Source organism: Bradyrhizobium sp. BTAi1 (genome assembly GCF_000015165.1).
Lineage (GTDB): Bacteria > Pseudomonadota > Alphaproteobacteria > Rhizobiales > Xanthobacteraceae > Bradyrhizobium > Bradyrhizobium denitrificans.
The window spans coordinates 4,111,064-4,123,867 of record NC_009485.1; the positions used below are offsets into that span (position 1 = coordinate 4,111,064).

The 12,804-nt window shown below is 64.1% G+C and carries 10 protein-coding genes; 6 read left to right on the plus strand and 4 right to left on the minus strand.

Annotation, left to right across the window (positions count from 1 at the left end):
* The first annotated feature begins 277 nt into the window (after positions 1-277).
* Genes BBTA_RS18350 through BBTA_RS18365 form a run of 4 tightly spaced genes read left to right on the plus strand, consistent with a single transcriptional unit; the run spans position 278 to position 4,826 of the window.
* Entirely contained in the window at positions 278-1,294 is a 1,017-nt protein-coding gene (locus BBTA_RS18350) for an amino acid ABC transporter substrate-binding protein (RefSeq protein WP_012043997.1), read from the plus strand.
* 28 nt (positions 1,295-1,322) lie between these two features.
* The gene (locus tag BBTA_RS18355; RefSeq protein WP_041750745.1) at positions 1,323-2,528 is read left to right on the plus strand and encodes an amino acid ABC transporter permease; all 1,206 of its coding nucleotides are present in this window, start codon (positions 1,323-1,325) and stop codon (positions 2,526-2,528) included.
* 13 nt (positions 2,529-2,541) lie between these two features.
* Positions 2,542-4,062, plus strand: a complete 1,521-nt coding sequence (locus tag BBTA_RS18360; RefSeq protein ID WP_012043999.1) for an amino acid ABC transporter permease — start codon at positions 2,542-2,544, stop codon at positions 4,060-4,062.
* 20 nt (positions 4,063-4,082) lie between these two features.
* A complete protein-coding gene (locus tag BBTA_RS18365) occupies positions 4,083-4,826 on the plus strand; it encodes an amino acid ABC transporter ATP-binding protein (protein ID WP_012044000.1) in 744 nt (247 codons plus the stop codon).
* A 102-nt stretch (positions 4,827-4,928) separates the two neighbouring features.
* On the opposite strand, the gene BBTA_RS18370 is transcribed toward BBTA_RS18365, so the two are convergent.
* The 4 genes from BBTA_RS18370 to BBTA_RS18385 all read right to left on the minus strand — a co-directional run bounded on the left by BBTA_RS18370 (position 4,929) and on the right by BBTA_RS18385 (position 9,555).
* Entirely contained in the window at positions 4,929-5,963 is a 1,035-nt protein-coding gene (locus BBTA_RS18370; RefSeq protein ID WP_012044001.1) for a cysteine synthase A, read from the minus strand.
* Between the two features lie 86 nt (positions 5,964-6,049).
* Complete coding sequence (locus tag BBTA_RS18375) at positions 6,050-7,279, minus strand: cyclopropane-fatty-acyl-phospholipid synthase family protein (RefSeq protein WP_012044002.1); 1,230 nt, start codon at positions 7,277-7,279, stop codon at positions 6,050-6,052.
* Positions 7,280-7,391: 112 nt separating this feature from the next.
* Positions 7,392-8,234: a DUF1365 domain-containing protein gene (locus tag BBTA_RS18380; RefSeq protein ID WP_012044003.1), complete on the minus strand. Its 843-nt coding sequence runs from the start codon at positions 8,232-8,234 to the stop codon at positions 7,392-7,394.
* Positions 8,235-8,241: 7 nt separating this feature from the next.
* Positions 8,242-9,555 carry an NAD(P)/FAD-dependent oxidoreductase gene (locus BBTA_RS18385; RefSeq protein ID WP_012044004.1) on the minus strand — a complete coding sequence of 438 codons (1,314 nt, stop codon included), beginning with the start codon at positions 9,553-9,555 and terminating at the stop codon, positions 8,242-8,244.
* A 294-nt stretch (positions 9,556-9,849) separates the two neighbouring features.
* Between BBTA_RS18385 and BBTA_RS18390 the strand changes: the two genes are divergently transcribed.
* Positions 9,850-11,373 (plus strand): efflux transporter outer membrane subunit, encoded by a 1,524-nt coding sequence (locus BBTA_RS18390; protein WP_012044005.1) that lies wholly within the window; start codon positions 9,850-9,852, stop codon positions 11,371-11,373.
* Complete coding sequence (locus BBTA_RS18395) at positions 11,363-12,784, plus strand: efflux RND transporter periplasmic adaptor subunit (protein WP_012044006.1); 1,422 nt, start codon at positions 11,363-11,365, stop codon at positions 12,782-12,784. Before BBTA_RS18390 ends, BBTA_RS18395 begins: the two co-directional genes overlap by 11 nt.
* Positions 12,785-12,804 lie beyond the last annotated feature (20 nt).

A 12,804-nucleotide genomic window follows, 5' to 3' on the forward strand; every position in this document is an offset into this window, starting at 1 on the left:
AAAATCGGCCAGGACTGCGTTCGTTAATAACAGAATGCAGAACAGGGCCGTCAACCCCTTGACCCGGAGCGCCAGTCGTTCTGTGATACTGGCGCTATTCGATCGCTGCACGTTGAGGGGCTTGCCGCGATTATCCGCTCTATTGGCCATGCACGACCTGGTTGTGCATGGTCTTCGCCATATTTCTGGTATGGCGTTTGCACTGGCGGAGTCAGGTCGGCCCACCCGCGCGCGGAGATTTCATCGATCCCCAAGGACGACCCGAAAGGCTGTGCTTATGAAACGCGTCACTCTGGCTCTTACTTTTGCTCTTGCCCCGATCCTGGCGAGCGTCGGCGCTCAGGCCGACACGCTCAAGACCGTCAAGGATCGCGGCATGCTCGCCTGCGGCGTCAGCCAGGGCCTCCCTGGCTTCTCGTCGCCGGACGACAAGGGCAATTGGACCGGGATCGACGTCGACGTCTGCCGCGCTGTCGCTGCCGCGATCTTCAACGATCCGACCAAGATCAAGTTCGTGCCGCTGTCCGCAAAGGACCGCTTTACCGCGCTGCAATCGGGCGAGATCGACGTGCTGTCCCGCAACACGACCTGGACCTTGTCGCGCGACACCTCGCTCGGAGCGAATTTCGCCGGCGTCACCTATTATGATGGCCAGGGCTTCATGGTGAAGAAGGCGCTGAAGGTCAATTCCGCGCTCGAGCTGAACAGTGCCTCTGTCTGCGTGCAGACCGGCACCACCACCGAACAGAACCTCGCCGACTACTTCAAGGCCAACAAGATGAAGTACGAGGTGATCGCGTTCGCCGGTGCCGACGAGACGGTGAAGGCTTATGAGTCCGGGCGCTGCGACGTGTACACGACGGACGTCTCGGGCCTCTATGCCGAGCGTTTGAAGCTTGCCAACCCGGCGGACCACGTCGTGTTGCCGGAGGTGATCTCGAAGGAGCCGCTCGGACCGATGGTCCGTCACGGTGACGATCAGTGGTTCGATATCGTCAAATGGACCTTGTTTGCGCTGGTCACCGCCGAGGAACTCGGCGTCACGCAGGCGAACGTCGACGAGATGGCCAAGTCGGACAAGCCCGAGTTCAAGCGCGCCTTTGGCACCGATGGCAATCTCGGTGAGCAGCTCGGCCTCACCAAGGACTGGTTCTCCCGGATCGTGAAGGCGGTCGGCAATTATGGCGAGGTGTACGAGCGCAATGTCGGTGCCGGCTCCAAGCTGCAGATCGCCCGCGGACTGAACCAGCTGTGGAACAAGGGCGGTCTGCAATACGCGCCGCCGATCCGCTGATCGCTGTACGATATCGGGGCTGCGGCGAATGAGTATCGAAGCGAGGCTACCGCCTGCGCAATATGGGCTTCGGTTGAAGCGCATGCTCGGAGGAAAGGCAGGATGGAACGGCGTCATCCTGCAGATTCTGTTCGTCGCAGTCCTGGTGTGGGTTGGCTACGAGATCGTAGCCAACGCCCGCAGCAATCTCGCGGCCCAACGCATCACGTCGGGCTTCGGATTTCTCAACAACACGGCCGGGTTCGACGTGAACCAGGCCTTGATCAGCTACTCTGGCTCTGACAGCTATAGCCGCGTGCTGCTGGTCGGCATCCTCAATACGTTGCTGGTCTCCGTGATCGGCATCGTCCTGTCGACCATCCTCGGCTTCCTGGTCGCGCTCGGCCGGTTGTCGCCGAATGTGCTGCTGTCGCGGGTTTCTGGCGCCTATGTCGAGCTGATCCGGAACCTGCCTTTGCTGTTCCAGATCCTGTTCTGGTATCTCGCGGTGCTGTCGGCGCTGCCGGGGCCGCGTCAGAGCATCTCGCTGTTTTCGACCTTCTTTCTGAACAATCGCGGTTTCATTGTTCCGCGCCCGATCGAGGAGCCCGGCCTGACGCCGTTCCTGATCGCGCTCGGGGCCGCGATCGTCGTCTCCCTCGGTCTGCGTTATTATGCGCGGCGTGAGTTGTTCGTGCGCGGCCATGCGATGCGCATCTGGCCTTACGTGCTCGGCTTGCTGGTCGGCCTGCCGCTGATGGCGATGCTGATGTTCGGAGTGCCCGTTGCCTTCGAGGTTCCGGTGCTGAAAGGCTTCAACTTCGCCGGTGGCTCGCGCATCATCCCCGAGCTCGTTGCGCTGACCGTGGCGCTGACGATGTACACGGCCTCGTTCATCGCCGAGGTGGTGCGCGGCGGCATCCTCTCGGTGCACAAGGGGCAGATGGAAGCGGGCCTGTCGCTGGGCCTTAGCCGCGGCACGGTGCTGCGCCTGATCGTGGTGCCGCAGGCGCTGCGGGTGATCCTGCCGCCATTGACCAACCAATATCTCAACTTGACGAAGAACTCGTCGCTCGCCGTCGCGATCGGCTACCCCGATCTCGTCTCGGTGTTTGCCGGCACGACGATGAGCCAGACCGGCCAGGCCATCGAGATCATCGCGATCACGATGGGCGTCTATCTGGCGATTTCGCTGATCACCAGCGCGATGATGAGCTTCTACAGCTGGCGACTTGGCAAGAGACTTGGTGCATGAAGAGATTTGGCGCATGACCGATATCACAGCCTCCACCTTCATTCGCCAGGACATGGCCGGCGAACGTCCGGCACCGGTCAAGACCACGGGGTTCACGGGCTTCGTCCGCACCCGGCTGTTGAATTCGCCGACCAACATTCTGCTCACTTTGGTGAGCGCCTTGTTGATCTGGTTCACGGTGATCCCGGCGCTCAAGTTCCTGCTGGTGGATGCCGTCTGGGTCGGCAAGGATCGCGAGGCGTGTCTTGAGCAGAACGTCGGCCATGCCGTCGGCGCGTGCTGGCCCTATGTCACCGCGAAATTCGGCCAGTTCATGTACGGGTTCTATCCCGACGCCGAGCGCTGGCGGGTCAACCTGACCTATGGGCTGGCCGTGGTGCTGCTGGTACCGCTGTTGATCCCGCGCCTGCCGGCCAAGGGGCTCAACGCCGGCCTGTTCTTTTTCGCGCTTCCGGTGGTCGCATTCTTCCTGCTCTATGGCGGGGGATTGTCGGGCTTCGGCGTGAGCTGGACCGCGGCCACGCTGCAACTGTTCGCGGAGAGCGTCGACACCGCCGGCAACGCCCTGGTTCGCGGCGGTGCCAACCTGCCGGTCGTCGGCATGCTGATGTGGCTGCTCGGCAAGCTCGTCGTTCTGATCGGCATGCTGGCGTCGCTGCTGATCTGGCCACTGGTCTGGGTTCGCGATCAGCTGCAGGCCTCGCATCAGCCGGTCTGGACCGATCTCGCTTTGACCGCCATCGTGGTCACGGCGCTGGTGTTCGTCATCGGCGGCGGCAGCAGGGCGCTGCGCAGCGTGGTCGCCACCGCCGCGACCTTCGCCGGCATCGCTCTCGTCATCGCCATCATGGGCCTCGATCGCGGCGGACTTCCGATCGTCGACACCCGGCTCTGGGGCGGCATGCTAGTCACCCTGGTCGTCTCGGTGATCGGCATCGTCGCCTCGATGCCGATCGGCATCGCGCTGGCGCTCGGCCGCCGTTCGACGATCCCGTTGATCCGGCTGTTCTCGATCGCCTTCATCGAGCTCGTGCGCGGCGTGCCGCTGATTACGGTGCTGTTCTTCGCCACCTACATGCTGCCGCTGTTCCTGCCCGGCAACATGCGCATCGATGGACTGGTGCGGGCGCTGGTCGGCGTGGCGCTGTTTTCCGGGGCCTACATGGCGGAGGTGATCCGCGGCGGCCTGCAGGCGATTCCGCGGGGGCAGGCGGAGGCGGCGAGCGCGCTCGGCCTGTCCTGGTGGAAGACGACGAGCTTCATCGTGCTGCCGCAGGCGCTGCGCCACGTCATTCCGGGCATCGTCAACAGCTTCATCTCGCTGTTCAAGGACACCTCGCTGGTGTCGATCGTGGCGCTGTTCGACCTGCTCGGCAGCCTCAAGGCATCGTTCGCCGATCCGGTCTGGGCGACGCCGACCACCGCGTTCACGGGGTTCGCCTTCACCGGGCTGATCTACTTCGTCTTCTGCTTCGGCATGTCACGCTACTCCCTGCTGGTCGAGCGCCGCCTGAACGCGCACCGGCGTCATTGAGATCATCGAGCAAGATACAAATGACCGCAAATTCGATCGTCAGCATTTCCGGCCTCAACAAATGGTACGGCGAATTCCACGTCCTGCGTGACATCAATCTCGCCGTCGCAAAGGGCGAGCGCATCGTGATCTGCGGGCCCTCGGGCTCCGGCAAATCCACCCTGATCCGCTGCATCAACGCGCTGGAGGAGTTTCAGGAAGGCGACATCAATGTCGATGGCATCGATCTCGGACCGAATCTCAAGCGGGTCGACGAGGTCCGGCGCGAGGTCGGGATGGTGTTCCAGAGCTTCAACCTGTTCCCGCATCTGACCGTGCTGGAGAACTGCACCTTGGCACCGATCTGGGTGCGCAATGTTCCGCAGAAGGAAGCCGAGGCGACCGCGATGAAGTTCCTGGAACGGGTCAAGATCCCGCACCAGGCGCAGAAATATCCCGGGCAGATGTCAGGTGGTCAGCAGCAGCGCGTCGCCATCGCGCGGGCGCTGTCCATGAACCCGAAAGTCATGCTGTTCGACGAGCCGACCTCGGCGCTCGATCCCGAGATGGTCAAGGAGGTGCTCGACACCATGGTCGACCTCGCCCAGGAAGGCATGACCATGCTGGTGGTGACGCACGAGATGGGCTTTGCCCGCGAGGTCGCCAACCGCGTCGTGTTCATGGACGCCGGCCAGATCATCGAGTCCAATACGCCGCAGGAGTTCTTCGCCAACCCGCAGCACGCCCGCAGCAAGCTGTTCCTGAGCCAGATCCTGCGGCATTGACGCAGGGCGAATGGGGAGCAGCGAATAGGGGTTGTGAAACCTCAAGATCGAGCGACGCTACTCGCTACTCGCTACTCGCTACTCGCTACTCGCTACTCGCCCTCACACGAATGGCGGCTTGATGTCGCTGCGCCGCTCCAGCCATTCCGGCACCGGCAGGTTCTTCGCGCGCATGAAGCTCGGATTGTAGAGCTTCGACTGATAGCGATTGCCGGGGTCGCACAGGATGGTCACGATGGTGTGGCCCGGGCCGAGCTGCTTCGCAAGCTGCACCGCGCCGGCGATGTTGACGCCGCTTGAGCCGCCGAGGCACAGGCCTTCGTGCTGCAGCAGGTCGTAGATGGTGTTGACGGCGTCCTCATCCGAAATCAGGAAGGCGGTGTCCACCTTCGCGGTCTCGATCACCGGCGTGACGCGAGCGATGCCGATGCCCTCGGTGATGGAATCGCCGGGCGTGGATTTGACTTCACCGGTCCTGAACCAATTGTACATCGCGAAGCCATGCGGATCGGCACAGGCGGTGACGATGCTGCTGTTCTTCTCTTTCAGATAGCGGCTTGTGCCGGCCAGTGTCCCGCCGGTGCCCACCGCGGAAACGAAGCCGTCGACCTTGCCACCGGTCTGCTCCCAGATCTCGGGCCCGGTCGATTCGTAGTGCGCCTTGGCGTTGTCGAGATTGTTCCACTGGTCGGCGAACAACACGCCGTTCGGCTCGGTCTTGCGCAGCTCGTCGGCGAGCCGGCGGCCGACATGGGCATAATTGTTCGGATTGTTGAAGGGCAGGGCCGGCACCTCGATCAGATCGGCGCCGCACAGCCGCAGCATGTCCTTCTTTTCCTGGCTCTGCGTCTCCGGGATCACGATCAGGGTGCGATAGCCGCGCGCGCTGGCGACCACGGCAAGTCCGATGCCGGTGTTGCCGGCGGTCGATTCGACCACGAGGCCGCCGGGCTTGAGATCGCCGCGCTTCTCGGCCTCCAGGATCATCCATTTGCCGGCGCGGTCCTTCACCGACTGGCCCGGATTCATGAACTCGGCCTTGCCAAGAATGGTGCAGCCGGTCGCTTCCGAGGCACGCTTCAGCTTGATCAGGGGCGTGTTGCCGATCGCCGCGACGACGTCGTTTCTTATGGCCATGTCGAAAATACCTTGGGCAGCTTTCCTCAACCAGATCTAGGATGACCCTAGCCTAGTCTCCAGTGCGGCGTAAGCCGTGCATTCTGCTACCCTGACTTGGCGAAAACGACCTGTCTGACGTCGATGTTCCCGGAAAGGAAACCGGCCTCGCAATAGGAGAGATAATATTCCCACAATCGCCGGAAGCGCTCATCGAAGCCGGACGGTGTGAGGTCCGGCCAAGCCGCGCGGAAATTACTTCGCCAGATCGCGAGCGTCTTGGCATAATCTTGCCCGAAGATGCGCTCCCGAATGACGGGAATTCCAAATCGCTCACCCAGCGACTTCAGGATCTGCGGCGTCGGCAGCATGCCGCCGGGAAACACGTAGCGCTGGATGAAGTCGACCTCGCGCCGATAATGGTGAAACAGATTGTCCTGGATGGTGATCGCCTGGACGCCAACGAGACCGCCGGGCAGCAACCGATCTCGCAACTGCGAAAAGTATTTCGGCCAGAACTGCTCGCCGACCGCCTCGATCATTTCGATCGAGGCGATCCGGTCATAGCGGTCGCGCTCGTCGCGATAATCCTGCAGGCGGATCTCGACCTTGTCGGCGAGGCCCGCTTCGTGGATGCGGCGCTGCGCGAAATCACGCTGCTGCTGGCTGATGGTCAGGCCGACCACCTTGGTGCCGAACGTCTTGGCGGCATATTCGGCGAAGCCGCCCCAGCCGCAGCCGATCTCGAGCAGCGTCTGGCCGGGCTTAAGATCGATCGCCTCGGCGAGCCGCTTGTATTTGTTGGTCTGCGCCGCCGTGAGGTCGGTCGTATGCTCCTCGAACAGCGCCGACGAATAGGTCATGCTCGGGTCGAGCCAGGCCGAATAGAACGCATTGCCGATGTCGTAATGGGCGTAGATGTTGCGGCGCGCCTGGCGCTTGGTGTTGCGATTGAACCAGTGCCGCACCAGCTGGGCAAACCGGATCAGCGGCTTGTCCTCGAGCATCGATTGCAGCAAATGCTGGTTCACGCAGAACAGATACAGAAATTGCGTCAGGTCCGGCGTATCCCAGTCGCCGTTCAGATAGGCCTCGGCAATTCCGATGTCGCCGCCGTTGATGAGGCGCGATGCGAAGCCGTAATTGGCCAGGATCATCGCGGCCGCCGGTCCCGGCTCCGCACCGCCGAGCCGGATGATGCGACCGTCGGGCAGGGTGACGTCGAGGGTGCCTTTCCTCAGTCGGGAGCCGAATCCCAGAGCCAGGCGGGGCAGGCGGGGAAGATCGGCAAGCACCTTGTCGACGGTGTCGGGGGTAACAGGGATGACGTCCGGCATGGCAAGTCCATTCACGCAAACGGCTCCGCGGTCCCGCCTCAGGCGCGGCTGGCCGACGCAGCAGCTGTTCGCGCCTGGATGGAGGGGATCAGAGCGCGCCGACGGTTTCCAGTCAGCGCCGAGATATATAAGCGTGGCTGTCGTTTCCCGCCAAGCCGGTATCGGTTCCATCGGCCGCAATCTCGCCGCGCGGAACGAGGCGGACGCCCTTTGCCCACAGCCGCAGCGCCTCCCAATGGATGGCGCCGAAGATCTTCAGGGTCACGAGCGGAAGCGAAAGCAAGGCCGCGAGCAGGGAGCTCGTGGTCAGAGCCCGCCGCTGGCCGAAGAACGTCGCCGCGAGCAACGGGCCGTTGCCGTCGGTTTCCAGAATTCGCAACTTCACGCTCTCGGCGGGGGGCGAGATCCGGAAATGATAGCGCATCGCCATGTCGATGAAAGGCGAGACGTAGAACGTCTTGTCCTGCTGCTGACGCAGCCCGGCCGTCGACAATTGATCCGGCTCGACCGGCAGCACATAGGGCTTGATCTCGCCGAAGGTGTTGCGCACCTCGTAGATCATCAGCGCCAGGGTGCCGTCGCTCCGATAGCAGAAATAGACCGAGAGCGGATTGAAGACGTAACCCAGCAGCCGCGGATAGCACAGCAGCAGGACGCGGCCGCCCGCGAGATCGATGCCGTGCTCCGCCGCCCGCGCCTGCACATAAGCGAGCAGCGGCGAGCCGTCACGCAGGCCATGGTCGCGTTCGTGAAAGCTGTAGAGCGCGCGCCGGTTGACCCCGAACAGCGGCGACTGCCGGTCGGCTTCGCCGAGCCGGCCGAGGTCGATCAGCAGGCTCATCACGCGATATTGGAAGCGATGCGGGACCGGCCGCATCCGCGCATGCATGACGTCGCCGACATAGAGCGTGGCCGCCGCCGGCCGATCGCGTGATCCGGACTGATCGGTTTGCATGTCGCCTCTATTCCGCGGCCTCGGCGAGCTCCGCCGGAAGTCCCCGCCAGGGCACGGTCGCGCCGAGCGCCTCGGCCACAGCGAGGCCCGAACGCAGCCCATCCTCGTGGAAACCATAACCCGTCCAGGCCCCGCAGAACCAGGTGTGGCGTTGCCCCTGGATCGCCGCCAGACGCTTCTGCGCCGCAAAGGCGGCCGCCGTGTATTGCGGGTGCTCGCAGACGTATTTGCCAAACGTAAGCTCCGGCGCCGGAGCGAAGGGCGGGTTGAGGCTCACGAACAGCGGCTTGTCGTGGTCGATGCCCTGCAGATTGTTCATCCAATAGGTCACCGCGACGTCGTTCATCGGCACGCCCTCGCGCTGCCAGCGCAGGAAATTCCAAGAAGCCCAGGCGCGGCGCCGCTTCGGCATCAGCCTGGCGTCGCGATGCAGATAGATCGTGTTGGGCGAGTATTTGATTGCGCCGAGAATGCTGCGCTCCTGCTCGTCGGCATCGGCCAGCATCGCAAGCGCCTGATCGCTATGGGCGGCGATCACGACATGATCGAAGGTGTCGCGATGGCCGCTGCTGTCCGCCACGACCACGCCCTGTCCGCTGCGCTCGATGCTGGTGACGGCGCTGCCTAGCCGGATCTGGTTGCGATAGGAGGCCGTCAGCTTCTCGACATATTGGCGGCTGCCGCCCTTGACGGTTCGCCAGACCGGACGATCATACTGCAGCAATCGGTGATTGCTGAAGAAGGCTACAAAATTCTCGGCGGGAAAATCCAGCATCTCGGATGCCGGCGCAGACCAGATCGCCGCCCCCATGGGGGCCAGATAATCGGTCAGCAGCCGTGGCGCGAAATGATTGCGCCGGAAATAGTCGCCGAGCGTCAGCCCCTGCAGGCGGCCGGCCTTGAAGTCGGCGACGCTTTGCTCGTTGAAGGTCAGGATGTCCCGCAGCATCCACAGATAGGACGTGGACAGCAGGTTGCGCGGCTGGGCGAACAGTCCTTTGGCGGTATCGAGCCAATTATCACCGCCGCCCTTCCACTCGAAGCGGCCCGCATCCGCCGTCACCGCGAAGCTCATGCTGCTGGCGACCGTCTCGACCCCGAGATGATCGAACATGGCGGTCAATTCCGGATAATTCAGCTCATTGTAGACAATGAAGCCGATGTCGACAGCGACAAGGCTGCCATCATAGTCGATCGTTATGGTGTGACTATGGCCGCCCGGACGGAGATCTCGCTCGTAGACGGTGATCGGATAACGCTTCGCCAAGGACCAGGCTGCGGCATTCCCCGCAATACCTGTTCCAACCACCGCAACTCGCATGAAGAGCCCCCTGAAGTTCACATGCAAGTTACGGAGCTCCCGCCAATGGGTTTCACCCTGCGCTCCGCGCGTCACACTTGTCCAAAATGCCATCCGAGAGATGAAATCTTGGTAAGGCGCGCGCCCTGAACTCGCACCCTGTCGTGCAGAAAACCCGCTGATTTGCGGGAGATTCGTCGATCCGGCCGTCCAGATCGCCGTCGTAGCGGAACGGGACAGGGGGCCCGCGGGGCTGTCCGGCGCCGTGGGGGGCGGCTAGAATGAGTCGTAAGACGACAGGGAAGCATCACGCCAGTGTCCATCGTGCAGATCGCCGTCGACGAGCCTCGCCGCGCGCCCGCTGAGACGCGGACCGTTGCCGGGAAGCGGGAGAGCCGCGTGTCCGCGGGCCTGCGGCATTTCGTCCGCTGGTTCGCGGCGATCGGTCTGGCGGTCAACGCCGCTGGCTGCCTGCTGACGCAGGACATTCCGGATCCGGCCCTCGACATTCCCAACCGGTACAAGTCGGCCGCCGGCGCGGACATGGCTGCGCCGCCGACGCTCGACTGGTGGCGGGGCTTCGGCTCCCGTGAGCTGACTCAGCTGATGGAGGAGGCGCAAAGCGTCAACCTCGACATCGCCGCCGCCGTCGCGCGCTTCCGGCAGGCTGATGCGCTGGCGCGGCAGGCCGGCGCGGCGCTGCTGCCGAGCCTGTCCACGACCGGCCAGGAGACCTATTCGCGCACGTCAGGCTCGAGCTCGAGCGGGCTCACCAATGGCGGCCGCGAGGTCGTCAATTATCAGGCCTCGCTGTCGGCGAGCTATCAGCTCGACTTCTTCGGCCAGAACCGCGACGCCCTGCAGGCCGCGGAGGAGACGGCGGTCGCCAACCGCTTCGACCGCGACGTCACCCAGCTGACGACACTGGCCACCGTCGCCAATGCCTATTTCCAGGTGCTGGCGGCGCAGGATCGGATCCGCACCGCCGAGCGCAACATCGCCAGCGCCACCCGCGTGCTCGACGCCATCCGCGAGCGCCAGAAGGCCGGCACCGGCAACGACCTCGACGTTGCCCAGCAGGAGAGCGTGCTTGCCAACCAGAAGGCGGCGGTCCCGCCGCTGCGCCAGACGCTGGACCAGAACGTCAATGCGCTCGCCGTCCTGGTGGCGAGATCGCCCGAGGGCATTCGCGTCAGTGGCGGCTCGCTCGACCAGATCAAGACGCCGCGGGTGACGCCGGGGCTCCCGTCCGAACTGCTGACGCAGCGGCCGGACATTCGCCGTCAGGAAGCGCAGCTGGCCTCCGCGACCGCCAATGTCGGCAGTGCGCGGGCGCAGTTCTTTCCGAGCATCCAGCTGACCGGCAATGGCGGTTACCAGAGCGCGGCACTGGTCTCGCTGTTCCAGCCGCACGCGGCATTTTTCAGCCTCGCGGGCAGCCTGACCCAGCCGATCTTTGATGGCGGCCGGATTCTCGGCAATTTCGAGAACGCAAAAGCGCGCCAGGATGAACTGCTGCAAACCTATCGCAAGACCGTCATCCAGGCCTTCACCGACGTGAACAACGCGTTGTTCGCGATCAAGCAGACGACAATCCGATTGCAATTGCAGCGTCAGGTCGTCGCCGCGTCGCGGCGGGCCTTCGAATTGTCGGAGCAGCAGCTGCGCGCAGGCACTGCCGACATCGTGACCGTCTTGAACACGCAATTGACGCTGTTCCAGGCGGAGGACGCGTTATGGCAGGCCCAGCTGGCGCGGCTGCAGGCGTTCGTCAGCCTGTATCAGGCGCTGGGCGGCGGCTGGGAGCCGCGCATGGAGAAGTCGGCCGATGCTCTTTAAACCGGACGAGAAGGGAGCAGGAGCCGTGAAACGGGCGCGGGCCAGCGTGGCCCGGCGGCTGGTGTCGATCACGATCACGCTGCTGATCCTCGGCGGCCTTGGCTATATCGGCTGGATGGCCATGCAGCAGAAGCAGCAGCAGGTCAACCGATTCGCCCGGCCCGACCTTCCGGTGCCGGTGCTCGCGGCCTCGCCTGTCATCAAGGACGTGCCGGTCTATCTCGACGGCGTCGGCGCGGTCCGCGCCCTGAACACGGTGACGGTGCGATCGCAGGTCGACGGCAAGCTGATCGCCGTCAACTTCGTCGAGGGGCAGGACGTCAAGCAGGGCGATGTGCTCGCCGAGATCGATCCGGCCATCTATCAGGCCCAGTACGATCAGGCCGTCGCCAAGAAGGCGCAGGACGAGGCGCAGCTTGCCAACCAGAAGCTCGATCTCGCCCGTTACGAGCAACTCGCCGCCAGCAGCGCCGGCTCCAAGCAGCAGGCCGATACGCAGCGCGCCGTCGTCGCGCAGCAGCAGGCGCTGATCAAGGCCGACCAGGCGGCGATCGACAATGCCGCGGCAACGCTCAGCTACACCAAGATCGTGGCGCCGATCTCGGGCCGGGCCGGTCTGCGCCAGGTCGACCAGGGCAACATCATCCGCGCGTCGGACGCCACCGGCCTCGTCGTCATCACCCAGCTGCAGCCGATCGCCGTGCAGTTCAGCCTGCCGCAGCAGCAGATCATGCGGGTCAATGCCGCGGCGGCGAAGGGACAGCTCGCGGTCGACGTGTTCGGCAATGACGGCGTCACCGTGATTGATACCGGCACCCTGCGGGGCATCGACAACCAGGTCGATCAGACCACCGGCACGCTGAAGCTGAAGGCAGAATTTCCAAACGCCAGATTCCAGCTGTGGCCAGGCCAGTTCGTCAATGTGCGGCTCAAGGTCGAGACGCTGCCGCAGGCGATCACCGTGCCGACATCGGCCGTGCAGCGCGGGCCAGCCGGCACGTTCAGCTACGTGATCGGCGAAGGCGAGGTCGCTTCGGCGCATCCGGTCACGGTCGTGCAGCAGAACGAGAGCGAGGCGGTGATCGCGAGCGGGCTCAGCCCATCCGACCGGGTGGTGACGACCGGATTCGCCAATCTCGCCGATGGCGTGAAGGTCGTGATCGGGCGCGCCGAGCAGACGCCGCAGGCCGATCTTGCGCCGCGCAAGCGTGGCCGCAGCCCGCAAGCCAAGGATCAAACCAAGGATCAAACCAAGGAAGGCGGCGCTGCGCCCGACGGCACAGCCAAAGACGGCGAGCACAGGCGCAGGCCGCAAGGCGATGGCCAGAGCGGGCAGGCGGGCTCGGCCGGCGCGCCGCCGCCGCCTCAGGCGGGTGGTGAGCAGGGACGTGGCGCGAGGCCGCAGCCATGACAATGACAGCGTGACGGGCA